23 protein-coding genes are annotated in these 23,239 nt (G+C 74.0%); 3 read left to right on the forward strand and 20 right to left on the reverse strand.

Translation table 11 applies throughout. The features are described from left to right. Window positions 1-79: 79 nt before the first annotated feature. The 19 genes from NITAL_RS18855 to mraZ form a co-directional block, all read right to left on the reverse strand. Complete coding sequence (locus tag NITAL_RS18855; protein ID WP_052667688.1) at window positions 80-829, reverse strand: DivIVA domain-containing protein; 750 nt, start codon at window positions 827-829, stop codon at window positions 80-82. 28 nt (window positions 830-857) lie between these two features. Further along, complete coding sequence (locus tag NITAL_RS18860; RefSeq protein ID WP_052667689.1) at window positions 858-1,160, reverse strand: YggT family protein; 303 nt, start codon at window positions 1,158-1,160, stop codon at window positions 858-860. Beyond that, on the reverse strand, window positions 1,157-1,732 hold the full coding sequence (locus NITAL_RS18865) for a cell division protein SepF (RefSeq protein WP_052667690.1): 576 nt from the start codon (window positions 1,730-1,732) through the stop codon (window positions 1,157-1,159). The genes NITAL_RS18860 and NITAL_RS18865 overlap by 4 nt, the downstream gene beginning before the upstream one ends. Before the next feature lie 53 nt (window positions 1,733-1,785). Next, on the reverse strand, window positions 1,786-2,538 hold the full coding sequence (locus NITAL_RS18870) for a YggS family pyridoxal phosphate-dependent enzyme (RefSeq protein ID WP_083441766.1): 753 nt from the start codon (window positions 2,536-2,538) through the stop codon (window positions 1,786-1,788). Continuing rightward, a complete protein-coding gene (gene pgeF / locus NITAL_RS18875) occupies window positions 2,535-3,293 on the reverse strand; it encodes a peptidoglycan editing factor PgeF (protein ID WP_052667691.1) in 759 nt (252 codons plus the stop codon). The genes NITAL_RS18870 and pgeF overlap by 4 nt, the downstream gene beginning before the upstream one ends. Window positions 3,294-3,313: 20 nt before the next feature. Then, window positions 3,314-4,474, reverse strand: a complete 1,161-nt coding sequence (gene ftsZ / locus NITAL_RS18880; RefSeq protein ID WP_052667692.1) for a cell division protein FtsZ — start codon at window positions 4,472-4,474, stop codon at window positions 3,314-3,316. Window positions 4,475-4,835: 361 nt separating this feature from the next. Next, on the reverse strand, window positions 4,836-5,627 hold the full coding sequence (locus tag NITAL_RS18885) for a cell division protein FtsQ/DivIB (RefSeq protein ID WP_052667693.1): 792 nt from the start codon (window positions 5,625-5,627) through the stop codon (window positions 4,836-4,838). Beyond that, entirely contained in the window at window positions 5,624-6,592 is a 969-nt protein-coding gene (gene murB / locus NITAL_RS18890) for a UDP-N-acetylmuramate dehydrogenase (protein ID WP_052667694.1), read from the reverse strand. The genes NITAL_RS18885 and murB overlap by 4 nt, the downstream gene beginning before the upstream one ends. Continuing rightward, window positions 6,589-7,956, reverse strand: coding sequence for a UDP-N-acetylmuramate--L-alanine ligase (murC, locus tag NITAL_RS18895; protein WP_052667695.1), 1,368 nt, complete (start codon window positions 7,954-7,956; stop codon window positions 6,589-6,591). The genes murB and murC overlap by 4 nt, the downstream gene beginning before the upstream one ends. Further along, the gene (gene murG, locus NITAL_RS18900) at window positions 7,953-9,116 is read right to left on the reverse strand and encodes an undecaprenyldiphospho-muramoylpentapeptide beta-N-acetylglucosaminyltransferase (RefSeq protein ID WP_052667696.1); all 1,164 of its coding nucleotides are present in this window, start codon (window positions 9,114-9,116) and stop codon (window positions 7,953-7,955) included. The genes murC and murG overlap by 4 nt, the downstream gene beginning before the upstream one ends. Continuing rightward, entirely contained in the window at window positions 9,113-10,366 is a 1,254-nt protein-coding gene (ftsW, locus tag NITAL_RS18905; RefSeq protein ID WP_052667697.1) for a putative lipid II flippase FtsW, read from the reverse strand. Before ftsW ends, murG begins: the two co-directional genes overlap by 4 nt. Beyond that, a complete protein-coding gene (gene mraY, locus NITAL_RS18910) occupies window positions 10,363-11,400 on the reverse strand; it encodes a phospho-N-acetylmuramoyl-pentapeptide-transferase (protein ID WP_052667698.1) in 1,038 nt (345 codons plus the stop codon). The genes ftsW and mraY overlap by 4 nt, the downstream gene beginning before the upstream one ends. Further along, window positions 11,397-12,782, reverse strand: coding sequence for a UDP-N-acetylmuramoyl-tripeptide--D-alanyl-D-alanine ligase (locus NITAL_RS18915; RefSeq protein WP_052667699.1), 1,386 nt, complete (start codon window positions 12,780-12,782; stop codon window positions 11,397-11,399). Before NITAL_RS18915 ends, mraY begins: the two co-directional genes overlap by 4 nt. Continuing rightward, complete coding sequence (locus NITAL_RS18920; RefSeq protein WP_052667700.1) at window positions 12,779-14,272, reverse strand: UDP-N-acetylmuramoyl-L-alanyl-D-glutamate--2,6-diaminopimelate ligase; 1,494 nt, start codon at window positions 14,270-14,272, stop codon at window positions 12,779-12,781. Before NITAL_RS18920 ends, NITAL_RS18915 begins: the two co-directional genes overlap by 4 nt. Before the next feature lie 174 nt (window positions 14,273-14,446). Next, window positions 14,447-16,327, reverse strand: a complete 1,881-nt coding sequence (locus NITAL_RS18925) for a peptidoglycan D,D-transpeptidase FtsI family protein (protein ID WP_052667701.1) — start codon at window positions 16,325-16,327, stop codon at window positions 14,447-14,449. A gap of 20 nt (window positions 16,328-16,347) precedes the next feature. Further along, entirely contained in the window at window positions 16,348-16,815 is a 468-nt protein-coding gene (locus tag NITAL_RS18930) for a hypothetical protein (RefSeq protein WP_052667702.1), read from the reverse strand. Continuing rightward, entirely contained in the window at window positions 16,812-17,816 is a 1,005-nt protein-coding gene (gene rsmH, locus NITAL_RS18935) for a 16S rRNA (cytosine(1402)-N(4))-methyltransferase RsmH (protein WP_052667703.1), read from the reverse strand. The genes NITAL_RS18930 and rsmH overlap by 4 nt, the downstream gene beginning before the upstream one ends. Window positions 17,817-17,830: 14 nt before the next feature. Further along, window positions 17,831-18,088: a hypothetical protein gene (locus NITAL_RS18940; RefSeq protein WP_052667704.1), complete on the reverse strand. Its 258-nt coding sequence runs from the start codon at window positions 18,086-18,088 to the stop codon at window positions 17,831-17,833. Between the two features lie 122 nt (window positions 18,089-18,210). Beyond that, window positions 18,211-18,657, reverse strand: a complete 447-nt coding sequence (gene mraZ / locus NITAL_RS18945) for a division/cell wall cluster transcriptional repressor MraZ (RefSeq protein WP_052667705.1) — start codon at window positions 18,655-18,657, stop codon at window positions 18,211-18,213. A gap of 392 nt (window positions 18,658-19,049) precedes the next feature. On the opposite strand from mraZ, the gene NITAL_RS18950 reads away from it, so the two are divergent. Next, on the forward strand, window positions 19,050-21,035 hold the full coding sequence (locus NITAL_RS18950; RefSeq protein WP_052667706.1) for a S8 family serine peptidase: 1,986 nt from the start codon (window positions 19,050-19,052) through the stop codon (window positions 21,033-21,035). A gap of 27 nt (window positions 21,036-21,062) precedes the next feature. On the opposite strand, the gene NITAL_RS18955 is transcribed toward NITAL_RS18950, so the two are convergent. Then, complete coding sequence (locus NITAL_RS18955) at window positions 21,063-21,692, reverse strand: TetR/AcrR family transcriptional regulator (protein WP_052667707.1); 630 nt, start codon at window positions 21,690-21,692, stop codon at window positions 21,063-21,065. A 164-nt stretch (window positions 21,693-21,856) separates the two neighbouring features. Between NITAL_RS18955 and NITAL_RS26680 the strand changes: the two genes are divergently transcribed. Further along, window positions 21,857-22,120: a hypothetical protein gene (locus NITAL_RS26680; protein WP_169786895.1), complete on the forward strand. Its 264-nt coding sequence runs from the start codon at window positions 21,857-21,859 to the stop codon at window positions 22,118-22,120. A gap of 136 nt (window positions 22,121-22,256) precedes the next feature. After that, complete coding sequence (locus NITAL_RS18965; protein WP_052667709.1) at window positions 22,257-23,234, forward strand: AAA family ATPase; 978 nt, start codon at window positions 22,257-22,259, stop codon at window positions 23,232-23,234. The last annotated feature ends 5 nt before the right edge of the window (window positions 23,235-23,239 follow it).

Consider the following 23,239-nt stretch of genomic DNA (forward strand, 5'->3'; position numbering starts at 1 on the left):
AACCCACGGCCGATCCGCAGGTCGTCCCTTCACACCCAACAGAACGCGTGAACCGCCCCCGGGTGACGCTCGCGACGGACTAGTCCCCGTCGCGGACCTCCGACCCTACCGGAGGCGGGTAACCGGCAGGGTCTCCGCGGTCCTCGTGCACACGGACGGTCAGGGGTGGACCGGCGTCCACCGCAGCATCGTCCGCCGCGTGGTCGCCCCCCTCGTCCCCTTCGTCCGATCCGTGCCCGGGAGCCCGGTCGGGCAGCTCGCCGACGACCAGGTCCGCTCGCGGGGCGGGCGCCGGTTCGAGGACGAGCTCCTCGAGCGCGGCGAGGTGGCCGCGGAGCGCGTCGCGATGGCGCGCCACCCCGACCAGCACCTCGTGGTGTCGGGCCGCGGCCTGCTCCACCCGTGCCCGTGCCGCCTCCACCTCACGCTGCGCGAGCAGCTGCGCCTGCTCCAGGGTCCGCGAGGCCGTGGCCTTGGCCTCCGTGCGGACGGCGGACACCTCCTCCTCGACCTCGCGACGGAGCCGCTCGGCCTCGGCCTGTGCCTGGGCGAGCGTCGCCTCGGCCTGGGCGGAAGCGTCCGCGAGGTTGCGTTCCGCCGCCTGCTGCGCCACGACCAGCGTGCGCTGCAAGGTGGCCTCGGTCTCGCGCGTGGCGGCCGCGCGGGCCTCGGCATCCTGCACCTGGCCACGCAGCGCGGCGAGCTCGGCCGCCATGCGCTCGACCTGGTCGGCGAGCCGATCAAGCAGGTCGTCGACCTCGTCGATGGCGTAGCCCCGCAGCGACTGCTTGAAGCGGTAGCCGACGATGTCGTCGGGGTTCAGGTCCACGGCAAGCTCCGAGTCGTGTGTGGACGGATCAGCGCACGGCATCGGCGAGGCCGCCGAGGATCCATATCAGGAGACGTACAGCGATGAACAGCACGATGATGCTCAGGTCGAGCGCGATGCCGCCGAGCTTCAGCGGCGGGATGATCCCCCGCAAGGGGCGCATCAGCGGATCGACGAGCGCCGCGCTCCCCAGCCTGATCGGGACCAGGGGCTCGGGGGGACGCGGCACCCACGAGAAGATCACGTACGCCAGCATCACCAGGAGGTAGATCGACAACCCTGTCACGAGGGTCGTCAGGATCGCCTCCAGCAGGTTCTGACCCTCGATCACGCGTCGTCCCTCCTCGGAGGCAGGCGGTAGCCGAGGGCGGTCAGTCGGCGGGCCTCGTCGTCGGGCAGCTCGACCCCGTCGGGGACGAGCAGGAACGCGCGCGTGCCGACCTTCGCCATCCGGCCGCGGAGGGCGTAGGTCAGCCCGGCGACGAAATCGACCACGCGACGGGCTGCGGCGCCGTCCGCACCGCTGACGTCGAAGAGCACCGGCTGGCCGGTGCGGTAGCGCGAGCCGACCTCCTCGACGTCCTCGAACCGGCCGACGTCGACCACGGCGAGGCGTACCGCGCCGCCGTGCGAGCGCACGCTCGCTGCGTCGGCGACCCGCAGCGGACGCACGTTCTCGCGCCCGTCGTCGGCGGCGCCGCCACGGTCGTCGTCCCGGGAACGCCGACGCGGCTCGTCCACGTCCGGGTCGCCGACGGGGTCGAACCGCTGGTGGGTGACCTCGCCGCGGACGCGTGGCTCGTCGCCGCCGACGACCCGCTCCGGCGGATCGTCGTAGCCCTCCTCGGGCTCCTCCTTGAGACCGAGGTAGACCAGGGTCCGGTACCACAGGCCGCTACTCACGCTTGCTCCTCACTGCTCCGAAGCCGGTCGAACGTCGTTCATCGGCGGCCGGGTCACGCAGGGTCATCGGTCGGGTCGTGGTCCGGGTCATCGCTCGGACGCCAGGCGCGGTCACCACGGGGGCCGAGGATCGCCGTGCCGACCCGCACCATGGTGGCACCTTCGGTCACGGCGGCCTCGAGATCCGCCGACATCCCCATGGACAGGTGCACCACCTCGGGGAACCGCGATCGTGCGTCGTCACGCAGCTCACGCAGGCGCGCGAAGTGCGGTCGGGCTACCGCGTTGGCGTCGCCGCCGTCCGGCGGCATCGGTGGGACGGTCATCAGTCCCTCGACGGTCAGGTTCGGCAGCTGCCGAGCGTAGGCCACCAGATCGAGCGCATCGGCGACCCCGCACCCTGCCTTGGCGGGGTCGTCGCCGACGTTGACCTGGACCAGGACCCGCTGGAGCGTGCCGGCATCCTGCGCACGCCGCGAGAGGGCGTCGGCGAGGGAGCGTCGGTCGACCCCGTGGACCAGCACCTGGCGACCGACGACGTCGCGCGCCTTGCGCCGCTGGAGCTGGCCGATCAGGTGCCAGCGCGCCCCCTCGACCAGGGGCGCCTTGGCCAGCAGCTCCTCGACGCGGTTCTCACCGAGGTCGACGAGGCCGGCGGCCACCGCGGTCCGTGCGACCGACGGCGGGTGGGTCTTGGTCACGGTGATCAGGAGCACGGACGCGGGGCTGCGATCGGCAGCGGCGCAGGCGGCCGCGACGCGCCCTCGGACCTCGTCGACGCGCGCTGCCACCTGCTCCGGGGTCACGCGGCCACCCCCACGTCACGGACCACGAGCCCGAGCTGGCGGCCGGTCGCCGGGTCGGCGCGGTGACTGAACCAGCGCCCCTCGGGGTCGCACCGCGTGCAGCCCCCGACGTCCGCCACCTGGCTGACCCCGGTGGCCCTGAGCTGGCACCGGACGGCAGCGGGCAGGTCCAGGGCCGGGGTGCCCCAGGTCGTGGTGGCGGCCGCATCCGGCAGCTGCGCGGCCACCGTCTCCTGCAGGTCGCCCGGCACCTCGTAGCAGCAGCCACCGATGGCCGGGCCGAGCACGGCGTGCAGCGCCTCCGGCGGGCTGCCGACCCGTGCCAGGGCCGCGACCGTCGCGGGGACGACACCGAGCACGGCACCGCGTCGGCCCGCGTGGGCGACCCCGACCGCCGTCGGGCCCGCCAGCAGGACCGGGACGCAGTCGGCGGCCTGCACGGCGAGCACCCGTCCCGGCTCGCAGGTGACCGCAGCGTCGACCTCGGCGAGCTCGGCGCCCGGTGGCGTCGTCGCATCGACCACCGCCACGTCGGCACCGTGGACCTGGTGGAGCAGGTGCCAGCGGGCCGGCGGCATGCCGGTCGCGGCGCCGACCTGCGCACGCGCACGCGCCAGGTCGTCCGGCCGGTGGGGGCGCCGGTGGCTGAGGTTCCCCGCGGCCCCGACGGGCGGTGGCGGCGCGCCACGGTCGCGGCCCGTCACCGCGGCGCGCGCGTGGGGGCCGACATCGACGGGGACGACCAGCGGCGCCACGGGGCGGTCCCCGCCGCTGCTCAGCGCAGGAAGGACGGCACGTCGAGGCCGTCGTCGCCCTCGTCGGTCGCGTCGGTCGCGTCGACCACGATGCGCTCGGAACCCCCTCGTCGCTGCGGGTCCGCACGGAAGACCTCGTCCTGGTCGTCCTCGTCCTCGTCGATCAGCCCGATCGAGGGCGCCGCCGGCTCGGGCGCACGCTGCACGAACTGTCCGTGCTGCTCGAGCGGGGTGGCCTTGTCGAAGCCGGCGGCGATGACGGTGACCTTGACCTCGTCACCGAGCGAGTCATCGATCACCGCACCGAAGATGATGTTCGCGTCCGGGTCGGCGGCCTGCGTGATGACGTCCGCGGCCTCGTTGACCTCGAAGAGACCGAGGTTCGAACCACCGGCGAGCATCAACAGCACGCCGCGAGCGCCGTCGATCGAAGCCTCGAGGAGGGGCGAGCTGATCGCGAGCTGCGCCGCCTCGAGGGCACGCGAGTCGCCCCGCGCCTTGCCGATGCCCATCAGTGCGCTGCCCGCATCGCGCATGACGGTGCGCACGTCGGCGAAGTCGAGGTTGATCAGCCCCGGCGTCGTGATGAGGTCGGTGATGCCCTGCACCCCCTGGAGGAGGACCTCGTCGGCCAGCGAGAAGGCCTCGACCACGGAGGTCTCGCCGTCGGCGATCTGCAGCAGACGGTCGTTGGGGATGACGATGAGGGTGTCGACCTCGTCCTTGAGTTGACGGATCCCCTCTTCGGCCTGCGCGGAACGGCGACGTCCCTCGAAGGTGAACGGGCGGGTCACGACACCGATCGTGAGCGCCCCGAGCTCCTTGGCCACCTGGGCCACGATCGGCGCACCGCCGGTCCCCGTACCGCCACCCTCACCGGCGGTGACGAACACCATGTCGGCGCCCTTGAGGACCTCGACGATCTCGTCGCGGTGATCCTGCGCCGCCTTGGCGCCGAGGTCCGGATCGGCGCCCGCGCCGAGACCGCGCGTCAGCTCACGACCGACGTCGAGCTTCACGTCGGCGTCCGACATCAACAGCGCCTGGGCGTCGGTGTTGATGGCGATGAACTCCACACCGCGCAGGCCGGCGTCGATCATGCGGTTGACCGCGTTCACGCCACCGCCGCCGATGCCGACGACCTTGATCACGGCCAGGTAGTTGCTCGGGCTGGCGGCCATGCGTCTGTCCCTCCCACCGCCTCGGCGGTGCACCACGGTCGGTGGTGTTCGTGGGGTGTTCGTGGGGTGCTCTGGGCTGTTCCGGGTCGTTCGCTCGGGGTCCTCCGGGGCCGGCGGTGCCCCCCGGCGAGGGGCGGTGACGGCAACCCTGAACCTCAAGTAGAGGTCGATAGTTATGTCAACCTCGGTGTGGCGGCGGACGCTAGACGGGTCGGCGGAGGAGGGTCAAGCACCCGACACGTCCGTCCGTCACGGAGACCCCGGGAACCTCGGTGCGGACACCCCCCGAACCGGTCACGACCGCAGCTAGCGGCCGGGATCCGCAGAACCGAGGCCTGGTTCGGCGGATCCTGTGATCGGGCTAGGGCACGACGACCGGTCGTGCAGGGGCGCGCACATCGATCGTCGACACGGGTGTGTCGCCCACGTCCTCGAGCACCGCCCCCAGCGCTCGGACCTTCTCGTCGATGCGCTCGGCCCGGCCGAACCGCACCGTCACCCCCGACCGCAGCTCCAGGTCGAGTTCCCCCGCCTCCCGGGCGTCGTAACGCACGACCTCGGCGCGCAGGGGGCCGGACAGCCCGCGCCACGCGGTGACGGCCTCGGCCAGCGGCCCACGGTCCGGTCCCCGCTCCCCCGGGGGCGGCGGCGCCTCGGCGAGGCGTACCGCGGGGAGGCCGTCCACGCTGCCGGGCGCGAGGACGAGGCCGGTGCGATCGACCAGGAGTTCCCGTCCGTCCCCGCGGGCGACCAGGACCGGCACGCGCTCGACCACCTCGATCCGGACGCGGAGCGGGTCGAGCCTGCGTGCATCGGCCGTCGCCACCAGTGCGAGCGCCTCCACACGCTCCTCGACCCGACCGAGACGGAGCCGCAGCGTGGAGGTGCCGAGCTCGAGATCGACGGCCTCGAGGACGTCGTCCTCGGTCAACCGATCGGTCCCGACGACCTCGATCGATTCCAACCCGACCAGCGGGCTGCGTTCGACGGCCCAGATCGCGACCAGCAGCAGCACGACCCCCACCGTGGTGAGGGTGCGACGTCGCCGTGCCACCTGGCGCTCGCGGCGGACCTCCCGGCGGCGCTCGGCGATGCGATCATCGATCCGGCCACCGCTGCCACGGTCACCGGGCGGCGGCGCACCGGCCGTCACCGCGGGCCTCCGCCGCCGGGGCTCCCACCCGCCGCTCCCACGACGACGACCTCGGCACGGAGCTGCACACCGTGGGCCGCAGCGACGCGGTCCTGCACCGTGGCGATGAGCGCGACGACGTCCTCGGCCCGAGCACCGGGACGGGTCACGATGAAGTTCGCGTGCTTGGTCGACACCTCGGCACCCCCGATGCGCAGCCCCTTCGCCCCGACGGCCTCGATCAGGCGCCCGGCGGAGTCACCCGGCGGGTTGGCGAACACCGAACCACAGTTGGGATCCCTGAGGGGTTGGTGTGCACGGCGCCAGTCACGGACGGCCTTGATCTCGGCGCGGACCACGTCGCGTTCGGCCGGGGTCAGGTCCCACGTGGCCGCGACGATCACGGCATCGTCGGGAAGCTCGCTGGCGCGGTAACTCAGACCGCACGCCGCAGCGGGCCACGTCTCGCGCGTCCCGGACCGCAGGCGCACGAGGTCGATCTCCACGAGGTGGTCGGCCACCTCACCGCCGTGGGCTCCGGCGTTCATCCGCACGGCCCCACCCACGGTGCCGGGGACCCCGGCGGCCCAGGCGGCACCGCCGAGCCCCGCGTCCGCCAACCGGACCGCGACGGTCGGCAGCGGCTCGGCGGCACCGAGCCGGGCTCTCGTGCCCTCGATCTCCACACCGCGGTACCCACGTCCGAGGGTGATCGCGACCCCGGGCCAGCCGGCGTCCGCGACCAGCAGGTTGGAGCCGCGTCCGACCACGAGCCACGGCAGGCCGCGGGTGGTGCAGACCGCGCCGACGCCCGCGAGGTCCGCGTCCCGATCGGCGACGACCAACGCCCGCGCGGGCCCGCCCACGCGGAGGGTCGTCAGCTCCGCGAGCGACGACCCCGGGTGCACGGCGCCGGTGACCCCGGCAGCGCGCAGCTCGGAGACGAGCGGGTCGTCGACTCCGTCCGGTGCGGCCGGGCTCGTCACGACCCTCCGTCCAGGCGTGCCAGCAACGCGGGCCCGACCTGGGTCACGTCGCCAGCGCCGGTCACGAGCACCAGGTCACCGTCCCGGACGATCTCGGCCAGCCGGTCGACCACCTCGGTGAGGTAGGGCACGTAGCTGACGTTGGCTCCCGCAGCGGACGCGGCATCGGCCACGAGCTGGCCGGTCACCCCCGGCACGGCGGCTTCCGAGGACCCGTAGACGTCGGTCACGAGCACCAGGTCCGCTCCTGCGGCGGCGCGGCCGAGCTCGGCCCCGAGCACCTGGGTCCTCGAGTAGCGGTGCGGCTGGACCACGAGCACGACCCGCCCCGGCGACCCGGCGCGCGCGGCCGCCAGCGTCGCCCGCAGCTCGGTCGGGTGGTGCGCGTAGTCGTCGACGACCTGCACCCCACCGACCGTGCCGAGCCGTTGGAACCGGCGCGCCGCACCGGTGAAACGCGTCAGCCCCCGGGCAGCCGCGGCCACGTCGACGCCGAGGTCCAGGCACACCGCGATCGCCGCGGTGGCGTTCAGCAGGTTGTGGCGTCCGGGGACGGCCAGCTCCAGCGACGCGAGGTCCTCGCCGTTACGGCGCACGCGGTGCACGTCCGCGGGTCCCACCACGAGCTGGACGTCGGCACGGGGGTCGGTGCCGTAGGTCGCCACGTCGTCGTGCCGCTCCGCGAGCCGCCGGGTCCCCGGATCGTCCAGGCACAGCCACGCGGTCGATCCGGGGACGCGCCGGGCGAGGAACGCGTCGAAGGCGGCATCGACCGCCTCCTCGTCGGTGAACTCCTCCGGGTGGTCGAGCTCGAGGTTGGTGACCACGGTCAGGTCCGGGGTGTACACCAGGAAGGAGCGGTCGGACTCGTCCGCCTCGGCGACGAACACCCCGTCGGTGCCCGCGTGCGCGTTGGTCCCCGACTCGTTGAGCGAGCCTCCGATCGCGAACGACGGATCGCGGCCGGCCGCCTGCAGGGCCACGACCGCCATCGAGGTCGTGGTGGTCTTGCCGTGGGTCCCGGCGATCAGGACCGCCCGCTCCCCCGCCATCAGCTCGGCCAGCATCTGCGCTCGCCGCAGGACCGTCCGCCCCTGGTCGCGTGCGGCGACGAGCTCAGGGTTGTCGGGTGGGACGGCCGTCGAGGTGACCACCAGGTCGGCGTCGCCGAGGTTGGCGGCCTCGTGGCCGACGTGGATGACCGCACCGAGGGCCCGGAGCTCGGCGAGCGCCCGCCCCTCGCGCAGGTCCGATCCCGACACGAGGTGACCGCGCTGGAGCAGGATCCGGGCGATACCGGACATGCCAGCACCACCGATGCCCACGAGGTGGACACGGCGTGGCGTGTGGAGCGTGTCGTTCACGTCGAGCCCTCGGGGTCGTCGGGCTGCTTCCGGGTCGCGGGGAGCAGGTCGAGCAGGAGCCGCGCGACGTTGGTGGCGGCATCGGGCCGGCCGAACGCCCGGGCGGCGGCGGCGACCGCAGCGTGCCGCTCGGGGTCGGTGAGCAGCGGCTCCACGGCTGCGACGAGGCTGGCACCGTCGAGCTCGTCGTCGGACACCATCACCGCACCACCGGCGTTGGCGAGCGCCTCGGCGTTGCGGGTCTGGTGGTCGCCCGTCGCGTGCGGGTAGGGCACCAGGACCGCGGGGACGCCGAGCACGGTCAGCTCCGCGATCGAGGTGGCGCCCGCGCGACACACGACCACGTCGGCGGCCGCGTAGGCGTCCGACATGTCGTCGATGAAGTCCACGAGCCGGGACGTCGGCCCGCCTCCGGCCGATGCGCGAGCCCGTTCCCAGGCGGCCGCCGACTCGGCGAAGAGGCTGCGACCGGCGGCGTGCAGGACCTGGAGCCGGTCGGTGCGCCACCGGGCCAGGGCGTCGACGATCGCCCGGTTGAGCTGGCGCGCCCCCTGGCTGCCCCCGAACACCAGCAGCGTCGGCAGGTCGGGCTGCAGGCCGAACCGCTCGCGCGCGGCCGCCCGACGCGCCGCGCGGTCGAGCTCGAGCACCTCCTGGCGGACGGGGTTGCCCGTGACGGCGGCCCGTTCGGCGCGACGGAACCGGTCGGCCGAACCCGGCACCGTGACGGCGATGCGGTCGGCCCACCGGGACGACACCCGGTTGGCCAGACCCGGCACGGCGTTCTGCTCGTGGATCACGAGGGGCAGATCACGCCGCGCCGCGGCCCACGAGACCGGGAACGAGACGTACCCACCGAAGGTGACCACGCCGAGGGCACCCTCCTCCTCGACGATCTCCTCGCAGCGACGGACCGCGGACCGCACGGCCCCCGGCAGACGCAGGAGCTTGGTCGAGATGCGGCGTGGGACCGCCACCGCGTCCACGTGGTGGATGCGGAAGCCCGCGGCGGGCACCAGATCGGCCTCGAGACGGTCCGGCACCCCGACGAACACCGGCTCGATACCAGGGTCGAGGACGGTGAGCGCGCGGGCGACCGCGAGCGCGGGGAACACGTGGCCCGCGGTCCCACCACCGGCGACGAGGACACGACGGGTCACGATCGGCCTCCGGAGGGCGGGGCGAGGGGGCGAGGTCCGGTCGCGCGCTGGCGGACCGGTGGCGCCTCGGGACGGCGGGCGACGGCCACCAGGATCCCGAGCGCCACCAGGGTCGAGACCAGGGACGAGCCACCGACGGACACCAGCGGCAGGGTCACACCGGTGATCGGCAGCAGCCCGATGACGGTGGCGATGTTGATGAACGCCTGCCCGACGATCCACGCGGTGATCGCGGCTGCGATGGTGCGCCCGAACGGGTCCTCGGCGAGGTAGGCGATCTTGAGCCCGAGGTGGAGGACCGCCACGAACAACCCGACGAGGATCACCGCACCGACGAGACCGAGCTCCTCGCCCACGATGGCGAAGATGAAGTCCGTCTCGGGGTTCGGGATGAAGTTGTACTTGCCACGGCCGCTGCCGAGTCCGTGCCCGAACAGCCCGCCGTCGGCCATGGCGTACCAGCTCTGCAGGAGCTGGAAGCCGCTGCCGAGCGGATCGTCCTCGGGGTGCAGCCAGCCGGCGATGCGGGCGAACCGGTAGGGCTCGACCACCGCCAGGATCGCGACCGCGAAGGCCGACAGGGCCAGCAGCGAGCCCACGATCCGGCCCGTCAGTCCCTCCACCCACAGGACGGCCCCGACGATCAGGCCGAGCAGCACCGTGGTGCCGAGGTCCGGCTGCAGGAGCACCAGGACGGCGAGGACCCCGAAGGCGGGCAGCGCCGGGATCAGCAAATGGTCGGTGGCCTGCAGCGCACCGTCCTTCGGTCGCTTGCGCTCGAGGACGTCGGCGAGCCACAGCAGCAGGGCGAGCTTGGCGATCTCGGTGGGCTGTACGACGAGCGGGCCGAAGCCGAGCCAGCGGGTGGACCCGAAGCGCTCCACGCCGACGGGGGTCAGCACGAGCAGGAGCCCGACGACCGAGCCGAGCAGCATCGGCCAGGCCAGCCGCCGCCAGATGCGGTGGTCGAGGCCCGCGGTGAGCACGAAGGCGGGTACCCCGAGGGCGACCCAGACCAGCTGGCGCCGGAACACCCCGAACGGGTCGCCGTCCTGGGCGGCGTCCACGAAGGACGCCGAGAAGCTCATCACGAGCCCGACGATGGTCAGCACGGCGATGACCACCGTCAGTGCGGTGGCTTCCCGGCTCCAGGGTCCCGGCTGCCACCGCTGTCGCAGACGCGCGAGGCCGCCGGGGCGTACCGGCGCGCCGGACGGCGACCCGTCGGTGATGTCGGTGGGCGCGCTCACTGCAGACCACCGGCCCGGCCGAACCACTCGCTGTAGAAGGCGCCGAGGCCGGTCACCACGCCCATCCCGGCGATGATCCAGAAGCGCACGATGATGGTGGTCTCCTGCCACCCGAGCAGCTCGAAGTGGTGGTGGATCGGCGCCATCCGGAACAGGCGCTTGCCGGTGGTGCGGAAGACGGCCACCTGGGCGATGACCGAGAGGGTCTCGAGGACGTAGAGCGCGCCGAGCAGCACGAGCAGGATCTGGGTGCCGGTGACGATGGCGACGGCGGCGAGCAGCCCCCCGAGGGCCAGCGAGCCGGTGTCGCCCATGAAGATGCGCGCCGGTGGCGCGTTGTGCCACAGGAACCCGGCGCACGCCGCGGTGGCGGCAGCCAGGATGATCGCGACGTCGAGCGCGTCGCCGATCTCGAGGAAGAGGTAGGCCTCGGGGTTGCGGAACATCCAGAACGCGATGAGCGTGTACGCCCCGAAGATCAGCGAGCCGGAGCCGGCCGCGAGCCCGTCCAGACCATCGGTGAGGTTGACGGCGTTGGACGCGCCGGCCAGCAGCAGGAACACCCAGAAGAAGAACGCCCACGACGGCAGGTCGACGGCGATCGACCCGACCACCGAGATGTTCTGGTCGACCCCGGCCCAGGCCGGCCCGGCGAAGGCGAAGATGGCCGCGATGATCGCCTGCCCGGTGAACTTGGTGGTCTTGTTGAGCCCGAGGTTGCGACGGTGACGCACCTTGATGAAGTCGTCGGCGAAGCCCACGACCGCCATCCCGACGAACGTGAACAGCACCAGGGCACCGGTCGCGGTGAACTCGGTGTTGCCGATGTGCGCGACGAGGTAGGCCACCACCGCAGCCAGCACGATGGCCGTGCCCCCCATCGTCGGCGTGCCCGCCTTCGACTGGTGGGCCTCGGGGCCCTCCTCGCGGATGGGCTGCCCGAACCCGCGGGTCCGGAAGTAGGCGATGACCAGGGGCGTGCCGATGAGCGCGAGCCCACCCGCGACGGCACCGGCGATGAGGATCGCGATCACGGCTGGTCGACCTCCACGGCGTCGTCGGCGAGGAGCCGGTCGGCCACCTGCTCGAGCCCGGCCACCCGGGACGCTTTCACCAGCACGACGTCGCCGGCCGCGAGGTCGGACAGGAGGTGCTCGGCTGCGGCACGCGCGTCCGGCACGGTCACGACCGACTCCGGCGCCATACCGGCGTCGACGGCACCGTCGGCGAGCGGCGCGGCGTGCACACCGACCACGACCAGCCGGTCGATGCCGCGCCCGGCCACCTCGGCGCCGACGCGCGCGTGCTCCACGGACGACGTCGGACCGATCTCGGCCATCTCGCCGAGCACGGCCACGGTCCGGGTCCCGGCCGCGAGCGCCGTCAGCGTGTCGAGCGCGGCGATGACCGAGGTCGGGTTGGCGTTGTACGCGTCGTTGAGGACGGTGAGGCCGCCGCGCCGGGTGACCTCACCTCGCCAGGGGCTGATGGTCGCCCCCCCGAGGGCAGCGGCTGCCGCGGTCAGGTCCACGCCGAGGTGGCCCGCCACGGCCAGGGCCAGCAGCGCGTTGCCGACCTGGTGCCGCCCCGGGGTCGCGAGCCGGACCTCGGCGCTGCCCCACGGGGTGCGCGCGGTGAAACGGGGGTAGGCCGACGCGTCGAGCGTCACGTCCTCGGCGGTCAGGTCCGCACCCGGCGCCCCGACCGTCAGGGCCGCCGGCGCGCGGGCAGCCATCGCCCGGACACGGGGGTCCGCAGCGTTGAGGATGGCGAGGCCGTCCGGTCCGAGCGCCTCGACCAGTTCGCCCTTCGCACGCTCGATGGCCTCGATGGAGCCGAAGATCTCCAGGTGCACGCCCGCCACGGCGGTGACGACCGAGACGTCGGGCGCGACCAGCGGGGCCAGGTCGGCGATGTCCCCCACGTGCCGGGCTCCGATCTCGGCCACGAGGACCTCGTCGTGCTCGCGCAGGGTCAGCAGGGTCAGCGGCACACCGAGCTCGTTGTTGAACGAACCGCGAGCAGCGGCCACCCGACGCCCCGCCCCGACCGCCGCCGCGGTGAGGTCCTTGACGGTGGTCTTGCCCACCGAACCGGTGATCGCCACGGCCGTCGGGGCGACCTGGCGGCGGACCGCGACGCCGAGGTCGCGGATCGCCCGCCAGGTGTCGTCGACCACCACGGCGTCGATGCCGTCCACGGGGCGCTCGACCAGGGCCGCGGCGGCACCCCCGTGCGCCGCAGCGTCGACGAACCGGTGACCGTCGGCGTGCTCACCACGCAGCGCGACGAAGAGCGTGGCGCCGGCGGGCAGGGTCCGCGAGTCGGTGGCGACGGCGTCGACGGTCCGTTCGGGGTCGCCGACGACCCGACCGCCGGTGGCCGCAGCGATGCGTGCGAGGGAGAGCTCGATCACCGGCGTCCCCCACGTCCCGCGACCGCTCGGCGGAGCAGCTCGTGCGCCACCTCGCGGTCGTCGAAGGGCACGGTCCGGTCGGCGAACTCCTGACCGGTCTCGTGCCCCTTGCCGGCGAGCAGCACCACGTCCCCGGGGCCCGCACCCGCGAGCGCTGTGGCGATGGCTTCACGGCGGTCGACCTCGACGTGCAGCTCGGCCTCGACGCCGGCGGCGAGGGCCGCGCGGGCCCCGCGCTCGACCGCCTCCAGGATCTCGAGCGGATCCTCGCTCCGCGGGTTGTCGGAGGTCAGCACCGCCACGTCGGCGGTCATCGCGGCATCGCCCATCGCCGGACGCTTGCCTCGGTCGCGGTCGCCGCCGCAGCCGACCACGACGTGGACGCGACCGCGGGGATCGAGCACGTCGCGGACGGCGGCGATGACCTCCCGGAGCGCGTCCGGGGTGTGGGCGTAGTCGACCAGGACCGTGAACGGCTGACCGGCCTCGACGCGCTCCATGCGGCCGGTCGGGCCGCTGGCTGCGGCGACGCCCTCGACAGCGGCATCGATCGGGACACCGGCGGCCTCGGCGGCGAGCACCGCGCCGATGGCGTTGGTGACGTTGAAATCACCGAGCAGACCGGTCCGCACCTCGAGTTCGCGGCCCTCCGGGCTCACCACCACCGCGCGCCCACCGCTGATGTCGGTGGTCACTTCCGTGACCCGGTGATCGGCGTCCTCGTCCACCCCGAAGGTGGTGATCGGGATCTCGGCCACGTCCCGGAGGCGACGGCCCCACGGGCCGTCGAGGTGGACGATCCCCCGGGTGCTGAGGCCCGGGGTGAACAACCGCGCCTTGGCCGCCAGGTAGGCCTCCATGGACCCGTGCCAGTCGAGGTGGTCCTGCGACAGGTTGGTGTAGAGCGCGACCGTGAACCGTGTCCCGTCGACGCGTCGCAGGTCCAGCCCGTGGGACGAGACCTCGATGGCGACGCCGGCGACGCCCCGGTCACACATCGTGCGGAGCAGACGCTGCAGGTCGGTGCCCTCGGGGGTCGTGCGCACGCCGGGGACGACGTCACCGTGGATGCGGGTCGCCACGGTCCCGATGACGCCGGTGCCCCAACCCGCGGCGGCGAAGGCTCCCTCGAGCAGCGCCGTGGTGGTGGTCTTGCCGTTGGTGCCGGTCACCCCGACGACCGTCAGCTCGTGGCTCGGGTGGCCGTGCACCACCGCGGCGGCCGGCCCGATGGCGGCCCGGACGGAGGGCACCTTGACCTGCGGGACGGGGAGGTCGAGCCAGCGCTCGACGAGCAGCCCGCTGGCGCCGGCCTCGACCGCCCTCGGCGCGTGGTCGTGGCCGTCGACCCGGCTGCCCGGAACGCAGCAGAACAGCGACCCGTGCGCCACCTGCCGCGAATCGTGGGTCGCGTCGACGACGTCCGCGTCACCGCCGTCACGGCGCGCCTGGGGCAGCGCGTCGGCGACGGCGGAGAGGGCGGCGGGCACGGGCAGCTCCGGTCGGGTCTGGACAGGGACGGACAGGAACGGACGGGTCGGGAGGGCAGGACGGGGACGGCAGGTGCCGGGCAGCCCCCCGCCGGCGGAGCGTAACGGCCACGGGGGGCCGTTCCGTGCACCCCAGGCGGCCGCACGGCCCCCCGCCGGGCCGTCCCTGCTCGGTCAGCGGTGCTCGGGCCCGGCGGCCTGGGCCGATGCTTCCTCGGCAGCGGCGCGCTGCGCCTCGCGGGCCGCCAGCATCGAGTCGTCGAGCGTCAGGGCGCTGCCGTCCGGCTGGATCCGTCGGCTGGCGAGCGCAGCGCGCATGACCTCGCTGAAGACCGGCGCGGCCACGATGCTGCCGTAGAAGGGCCGCGGCTCGTCGACCATCACGGCGACCACCAGGGCCGGGTCGTCGACCGGTGCGAAGCCGACGAACGTGGCCACGTACTCGCCCGAGTACCCACGGGCGTCCGCGCTGGGCTTGCGGGCCGTCCCGGTCTTGCCGGCGACCTGGTAGCCCTCGACGGCCGCTCGGTGGCCGGTGCCGTGCTCCCCGGACACGACCGTCTCGAGCATGCGCTGCACCTGTTCGGCCGTGTCGACCGAGACCACGCGCCGCTCGACCGGGTCGGCAGCGGGGGTCAGACGTCCGTCGTCGCCGACGGTGCCGCGCACGATGCGGGGCACCACCGCGACCCCGTCGTTGGCGAGGGTCGCGTAGGCGTTCGCCAACTGCACCAGCGAGACCGCGACCCCCTGCCCGATCGCGATGGTGGGCAGCGAGGTCCCCCACCAGTCCTCGGAAGGCATCAGGAGACCGGCGGACTCCCCCGGGAAGCCCGTGCCGGTCGAGGACCCCTCGCCGAACGAGCGCAGGTAGGCCTCGAGCCGCTCGGGGCCGAGGCGCTGGGCCAGCTCGATGGTCCCGACGTTCGAGCTGCGCTCCATGATCTCGGTCAGGGTCCAGTCGGCCTCCGGCTGCGGGGTCGCGTCGGTGAACCGCTTGCCCGCGACCGTGATGCCGGTCGGGAGGCGCATGACGCTGTCCTCGTGGACCAGCCCCTCCTCGATCGCAGCGGCGATGGTCAGCGCCTTCTGGGTCGAACCCGGCTCGAACACGTCGGTGACCGCCCGGTTGCGCCAGGTCGAGGCGTCGGCGTCACCCCGCTGGTTCGGGTCGAACGACGGCACCGACGCCATCGCGAGCACGTCGCCCGTGGCGACCTCGAGCACGACCACGGATGCTCCCTCGGCGCCGAACTCCTCGGTGACGTCGGCGGCGGCACGCTCGGCCACGTACTGGACCTCGCGGTCGAGGGTCAGGACGAGGTCGGTGCCGGGCTCGGAGGGGATCAGCTCGCGCGTGCCTGAGGCGATGTCGAGACCGCCCGGGGCGCGTTCGAGGGTCAGGAGGCCCGGGGTGCCGACCAGCAGGTCGTCGTAGCGGGCCTCGAGTCCCTGCAGCCCCTCACCGTCGATGCCGGTGAAGCCGACGACCTGACCGGCCAGACCACCGGCCGGGTAGACACGCTTCGGCTCGGCCAGGACGCCCACACCCTCGAGCCCGAGCTCGCGGACGGTCACCCCCACCTCGTGGTCGAGCTGCCGTGCGAGGTAGACGAAGTGGGCGTCGGTGGTCAGCCGCTCGGCGAGGTCCTCCGCGCTGCGGCCGACCAGGGGGGCGAGCTGGTTCGCGGTCTGCATCGCATCGGCAGCCGGCGGGACCTGCAGCCCCTCGGGCGTCTGCCGCGGGCGGAACGCCCGTGGGTCGGCGTAGATGGTCGCGGCCTGCACCGTGGTCGCCAGCACGTCCCCCTCGCGGTCGTAGATCCGGCCACGGTCCCCCGGCAGCTCGATGATCCGGGCCCGCTGTGAGGCGCTGAGGTCGGCGTACCCCGGAGTGTCGACGAGCTGGATGCGGATCAGCTGACCGACCACGAGCAGGGCGACCAGGAGGTACACACCGAGCATCCACCGCAGCCGGTGCACCATCGTCCTGGCCCCCGATCGCGGGGCGATGGGACGACGAGGGCGCAGGGCCAGGCGGCGGGGTTCGGTCACGTGGGGGGCCTCGTGGTGGTCTAGCGGTCGGCGGACAGGACGGGCTTGAGCGGGTCGGCGGCGTCGCCGGGCAACGTCTCGGTCACGGCGCCGTCGGCCGGCAGCGCGCGCTGCAGCGTCAGGTGGCGCGAGGGACCAGCCGGGACGAGCCCGAGGTCCTCGGCTGCGGCCCGGATCCGGGCCGGGTCCTCGAGCGCGGCCACGTCGGCGAGCAGCTGGGCGTAGGCGCGCTCACCCTCGGCCACCCGCGCTTCGAGAGCACGGCTCTCGACGGCGTGCGCGGCCGCGAGGGCGTTGAGGGTCACCGTGCCGAAGATCGCGCCGGCGAGCACGACGATGGTCAGCAGCGCGTAGACCAGGGTCGGGACGGGTCGTGCGGGTTGGACGACACGCAGGTGCGGGCGGGCTCCGGGCGGGCGGGCACCGGATGGGCGGTCGGTGGGGGTGACCCCGCGACGGGCGCGTGCGGGGCCGACGATGGCGCTCATCGGGGCACCTCACGGTCGGGATCGGGGTCGAAGGGCGTGCGGGTGTCGAGGCGGCGGACCGCCCGCATCCGGGCGGCCGACGCCCGGGGGTTGTCCGCGATCTCGGCGGCGCTCGGCCGTTCGATCCTGCGGACGAGGTGTTCGACGAGGGGGACGCGGCCGCAGGCGCACACCGGGAATCCCGGGGGGCAGGTGCACCCGCGAGCCGCGTCGACGAAGGCCCGCTTGACCGCGCGGTCCTCCAGACTGTGGTAGCTGAGGGCGACGCACACGCCGCCGGGGGCGAGCCGGGCGAGGGCGTCGGGCAGGACGGCCTCGAGCGCGTCCAGCTCGCCGTTGACCGCCATGCGCAGCGCCTGGAACGTGCGGGTCGCCGGGTGACCGCCGGTGCGGCGTCGCGCCGCCGGGATCGCATCACGGACGACCGCGGCGAAGGCGGTGGTCGAGGTGTGGGGACGGGTCGCGACGACGGCGCGCGCGATGCGGTCGGCCATCGGTTCCTCACCGAGCCGCCGCAGGATCCGTGCCAGCTCGTCGACCGGCAGGTCGTTGACGAGGTCGGCCGCGGTGGTCGGGCCGTCGGGATCCATCCGCATGTCGAGCGGGCCGTCCTGGCGGTAGGAGAACCCGCGCTCCGCCCGGTCGACGTGCATGGACGAGATACCGAGGTCGAACAGCACCCCGGCCACCTGCTCGATGCCGAGGCGGTCGAGGGCTGCGGCGAGCCCGTCGAAACGCGTCCGCACCAGGTGGACGTCGACGTTCGAACGGTCCGTGAGGTCCGCGAGGTGGTCGGCGGCCAGCTCGAGCGCCAGGGGGTCGCGGTCGAGGCCGACCAGCGACGCCCGGCCGTGGCGGGCGAGCCGGGCCTCGAGCACCGCCCGGGCGTGCCCAGCCGCACCGAGCGTGGCGTCCACGATCGGCCCCTCGGGGGCGTCCCCGAGCAGCGCGACGATCCGGTCCAACAGGACCGGGACGTGGTGGCGCTGGGCGGCGGACACGGGCACCTCTCGGCTCAGGCGGTCGCGCGGGCGGGCAGGGCATCGAGGTCGACCACGTGCACGCGGACCTCGAGGTCGCGGGCGTCGGCCGGTGCCGTGGCTGCAGCGGCAGCCGCAGCCGGCACCAGGTCGAGCGCGAGCATCCCGAGGGCGGCCCGGCAGGTCCGGGCGTCGCCCTCGAGGGCGGCGTCGATGCGGGCGTGCGCCTCGGCCCGCGCCGTCGGCGGCAGCAGTTGGACGGCGGCGAGCAGGTCGCTGACGGTGCGCAGCACGGAGCTCTCCTCGGCAGGGTTCCGGGGGGCGGTGGGGATCATCCGGGGGGCGGTGGGGATCATCCGGGGGGCGGTGGGGATCATCCGGGGGGCGGTGGGGATCATCCAGGCGGTGGGGCGGATCACGAGCCGACCGCCGGTGGTACGGGCAGGTTGAACGGCACGTCCAGGTTGGCGAAGGCGTCCTCGGCGGCACCGCGGTAGGTGTCCCAGGCCGTGCGGTCCCAGATCTCGACCTTCTCGTCCGCGCCGTTGATGGTCAGGTCCTTGTCGAGCGCGGCGTACTCGCGGAGCCGGGTCGGGATGACCACACGGCCCTGGGCATCGGGCTTCTCCTCGTGGGCACCTGCGAGGAACACGCGCAGGTAGAGGCGAGCCCGCTGGTCCTCCCGGGGCAGCGCACGGAGCTCCTCCACGCGTCGTTCGAAGGCGGTCAGGGGGTAGACGTCGATGCAACGGTCCTGGGAGGGCGCGAAGACCAACCCGCTCGACAGCCGCTCCCGGAAGCGGGCAGGGAGGATGACCCGACCCTTCGCGTCCAGCGTGTGCTGGTGCTCTCCGAGGAACACGGCATCCGTCGTGTGCGTCGTGGGCTCCCCCGGTTGGGAAGTCCCTCCACTTCGCTCCACTCTACGGCACCTCGTGGGGTCGGTCAACGGGCCCGTCGGTGTTCTCGCAGGTCAGAAGCGTTTCTTCACGGCTCCCTTCACACGCCCCGTGGCGCACCGCAGGCGATGTCAGGCCTCGGATCACGCCGGGGAGCCGGCTCGCGGCGCCTCTGTGGCGGAGATGGTGGAGCGAAGTGGGGCCCAGATCGGAGCCAGATCGGAGCCGGCACGGTGCGCCGGCGCACCGGGACGCCGGACACCGGTTGAGACGGCGGGGGATGTGCCGACGGGGGGCGCGACACCTCACGGACGAGGTGAGCGGCACCCACCGCCCGTCAAGGACAGGTCCACGGATGGCCCGACGCGACTCGACGCTTCGCACGGTCCGAGCGCCCCTGCTCCGCCTCCTGCTGGCCACCGCCGTCCTGCTGCTCGCCGTGATCCCCGGTCGCGCCTCCGCCGACGCCGGCACCACGGCCACCTCGCGCGCCCGGACGGTCGTGGTCACCACCACTGCGGACCCCGACGTGCTCGATCGCCTCCCCGGCGTCGAGGTCCACCCCGGTCGTGACGCCCCGGGCGGCCCGGCGATCACGGCGGAGGTCACCGCCACCGGCGCCGCTGCCCTCGAGGCCCGATCGGACGTCGTCGCCGTCGAGGACGACGTCCCCGTCAGCATCGATGCCGGGGACCCGCTCCACGCCAGCAACTGGGCGGCCGAGGTGCTCGACCTCGAGACGGCCTGGGCACGGACCGAGGGTCCGAGGATCGTCGTAGCGGTGCTCGACACCGGGGTGGAGCCACACCCCGAACTCGCGGGACGGCTCCGGACAGGCTGGGACGCGCTCGCGGGCACGGTGGACGGCCGCGGCGACCCCCACGGCCACGGCACCATGAGCGCCCTGACCGTGGCCGCCGCCCGTGGCGACGGCTTCGGAGCCGTCGGGGTCTGTCCCCGCTGCGTGGTGCTCCCCATCCGCGTGCTCGGCGCGGACGGCCGCGGCTCCCTGTCGTCCATCACCAACGGCATCCACGCCGCGATCGACCTCGGCGCCGACGTGATCAGCATCTCGGCGAGCGGCGGCGCCGGGACGGCCAGCCCGCGCTACCTGTCCGACGCCGTGGCGCGCGCGGCCGCGGCCGGCGTCCCGGTGGTGGCCTCGGCGGGGAACGCCGGCAGCGACGTGGGTGCCCTGCCGGCCGGGGACGCCGGTGTCATCGGCGTTGCGGGCAGCGCCCGGGACGACTCCCGGTACGCCTGGTCGAACCACGGGCCGTGGGTCGACGTCGCCGCACCGGGCTGCTACCGGGTCTCGGACCCGCACGCGCCCACCGACGGACGGTGGTACTGCGGGACGTCCGCCGCCGCACCGGTCGTCAGCGGCGCCCTGGCCCTCGCACGCGCGGCGGGACGACCAGCCGACGCCGTCGGCCTGCGCACCTCCCTCACCGCGACGAGCGTCCCGCTGCCGTACGTCGCCAGCGGACGCCTCGACGTCTGCCCCCTGATGAGCGGCGGTTTCCAGCGACCGAACCTCGTCGTCCACGCGCCCACCGCCGGCGCCGCCGTCCAGGACGGGGCGCGGCTCACCCTCTCGGCCACCGACGACTGCGGCCTGGTCCGGGTGCGGGCCCGTGCGGCCGGGGTGACCGTCGGCTCGCTGGCCCTGTCCGGCACCGCGGTCTCACGCTTCGGCATCCCGCTCGACCTCGGTGCCGTCCCGCTCGGGGCGACGACGCTGCAGGTCACGGCGACCGACAGCCACGGCCGGACGCGCACCGTCGACGTGCCGATCACCCACGGGGCGACGACCAGCACGCCGCTCTTCGACGACGTGAGCGGGCCCCACGCGGCGGCGGTCGGGCAGCTGGCGGAGATGGGTGTCACCACGGGGTGCGCACCGAGGCGCTACTGCCCGGCCGACACCGTCACCCGCGCCCAGATGGCCACCTTCCTCGTGCGTGCGCTCGATCCGCCGCAGCGGAACGCTCCCCCACGGTTCCACGACGTGGCCGGGGGCCCGCACGCGCCGGCCATCGCGCAGCTGGCCGCCTCGGGGATCACCACCGGTTGCGGGTCGGGGCGCTACTGCCCGGCCGACACCGTCACCCGCGCCCAGATGGCCAGCTTCCTGGATCGCGCGCTCGACCTCGGGGTCACCACCAGCGGCACGGGACCGCGGTTCGGTGACGTTCGGGGCGGGCCGCACGCCGGGGCGATCGAGCGGCTCGCGGCGTCGGGCATCACCACCGGCTGCGCGCCACACCGGTACTGCCCGGACGACACCGTCACCCGTGGGCAGATGGCGACCTTCCTGATCCGCGCCATCGACGGGTGAACCCGGTGACCCTGGCGAGCCAGCCGGTCAGGTGGACGAGGGTTGGGTGAGCCCGAGCAGGCCACCGAACCACAGGGCGGCCAGGGTCCGGGTCCGCGACGCGCGGTCGGCATCGTCGTCCGCGCGCAGCCCCTGCGTCGCGTAGCCCTCGACCATCGCCACCAACGCGGCCGCGGCCACCGACGGGTCGTGACCGGTGCCGGCGAGGGCCGGGTCGAGCTGCTCCGCGACCCGGGCGATGTAGCCGCCACGGACCTCGCGGAGGCGCTGGCGGAAGTGCGGCTCGTGCGCCGACGCCTCCAGCCAGGTGCTCATCACGTCGGCGTGCTCGGCGAACACGCCGACGAACCGTTCGATCACGGCCGCGATCGCCTGGGCCGCGTCCGGTCCGTCCCACGGTTCCTCGACCACCGCCTGCAGGTCGCGGGCGGTCTCGTCGATGAGCGCGTCGAGCGCCCCCGCCTTGTTGGTGAAGTAGGTGTAGAAGGTGCCGTGGCTGACACCGGCGACCGCGACGACGTCCTCGACCCGCGCGGCGGCGTACCCACGCTCGGCGAAGACCTGGCGGGCCGCATCCCGTAGGCGGGTCCGGGTGCGCTCGCCCCGCGAGGTGCGCGGGACCACGGGCGCGTCGGGGACGTCGGGGACGTCGGGCACGGCTCGCTCCTCCCTGTCACGTGCGGCGACCGTAGTCGGCCGCACCGGCTGGACGGGCCCCCGGCCGACACGGATCGTTGACGATGACGTCAGGGTCGGGCACGCTCGGGCTCCGAGGCGAGACCGACGACCGCGCCGCGCGAGCGGCACGAGAGGAGCCCGACGTGGCGTACATCTGCGACCGCTGTGAGACCCCCGCAGCGGGCCCACGCGTGGTCTTCACCACCGAGGCGACCGACGACCGCGGCGTCGACGTGACGGTGGCCAAGCGGTGGGTGACCTGCCCCTCCTGCGCGGACGACGTCTTCGGCCGCATCGGCATGCCCTCACCGTGGTCGAGCAGCGATGGTCGCACGGTCGCCTTCCCCGACGACGACGACCTCGTCGCGGCGCACGCCGGCGGCTTCGCCGGGTCCCTCGCGCGCTGACCCACCGGCTCCGGAGCACCGACCGCACACGCGGTTACCATCGGCGCGTCCCGGACCCGGGACGGCGGGCGCGTCGAGCCCGCGCGATGCCGACCGCCGTGCTGCACGCCGGTCCCCCACGTTAGGCCGCTGCCCGGTGCCCACCGCACGTGACCGGACCCGCCGGCGACCCGACCTCGACCACGTCCGCTCGACCCTCGCCCGGATCGAGACCAACGTCAGCGGCCTCATCGAGGGCAAGCCGGAGGTCATCCGGCTCGCCATCATCGCCCTCCTGTCGGAGGGACACCTGCTGATCGAGGACGTCCCGGGCGTCGGCAAGACGATGCTCGCCAAGGGCCTCGCGCGCTCCATCGACTGCAGCGTCGCCCGCGTGCAGTTCACGCCGGACCTGCTGCCCTCCGACGTCACCGGCGTCACGGTCTACTCCCCCGACACCGGACAGTTCGAGTTCCGGCCCGGTCCGGTGTTCGCCAACCTCGTGCTCGGCGACGAGATCAACCGCGCCGGCCCGAAGACCCAGTCCGCCCTCCTCGAGTGCATGGAGGAGCGCACCGTCACCATCGACGGCACGACCTACGAGCTCGCGGCGCCGTTCATGGTCATCGCCACGCAGAACCCGATCGAGCTCGAGGGCACCTACCCGCTGCCCGAGGCGCAGCGTGACCGGTTCCTGATGCGCATCTCGATCGGCTACCCCGACGCGGACGACGAGCTCGAGATCCTGCGGACCCACGGGCACGGTGACCGGCTCGCCGACGTGGTGCCCGTCGCCGACGCCACCGAGATCGCCGCGGCCATCGAGACCATCCGCGACGTGCACGTCGCCGAACCGCTCGAGCGGTACCTGGTGGCGCTCTGCCGCGCCACCCGCTCCCACCCCAAGGTCGAGCTCGGCGCCTCACCGCGCGCCGCGCTCGCGATGCTGCGGGCCACCCGGGCTGCGGCAGCGATGGCGGGCCGCGACTACGCCATCCCCGACGACGCCAAGGGCCTCGCCCCCCACGTGCTGCCGCACCGGCTGATCCTGCGTCCCGAGGCCCAGCTGTCCGGGCACGATCCGATGGACGTGATCCACGACGTGATCGACGGTGTCCCGGCGCCGACCGAGTGACGGGA

Origin of the sequence: Nitriliruptor alkaliphilus DSM 45188 (assembly GCF_000969705.1) — a bacterium.
GTDB classification, from domain to species: Bacteria; Actinomycetota; Nitriliruptoria; order Nitriliruptorales; family Nitriliruptoraceae; genus Nitriliruptor; species Nitriliruptor alkaliphilus.

What these genes read in the sequence shown, in the direction of transcription:
- ftsZ (WP_052667692.1), bottom strand. Translation starts at nt 4,474, where the DNA reads ATGGCCGCCAGCCCGAGCAACTACCTGGCCGTGATCAAGGTCGTCGGC.
- NITAL_RS18930 (WP_052667702.1), bottom strand. Translation starts at nt 16,815, where the DNA reads ATGAGCGCCATCGTCGGCCCCGCACGCGCCCGTCGCGGGGTCACCCCC.
- NITAL_RS18950 (WP_052667706.1), top strand. Translation starts at nt 19,050, where the DNA reads ATGGCCCGACGCGACTCGACGCTTCGCACGGTCCGAGCGCCCCTGCTC.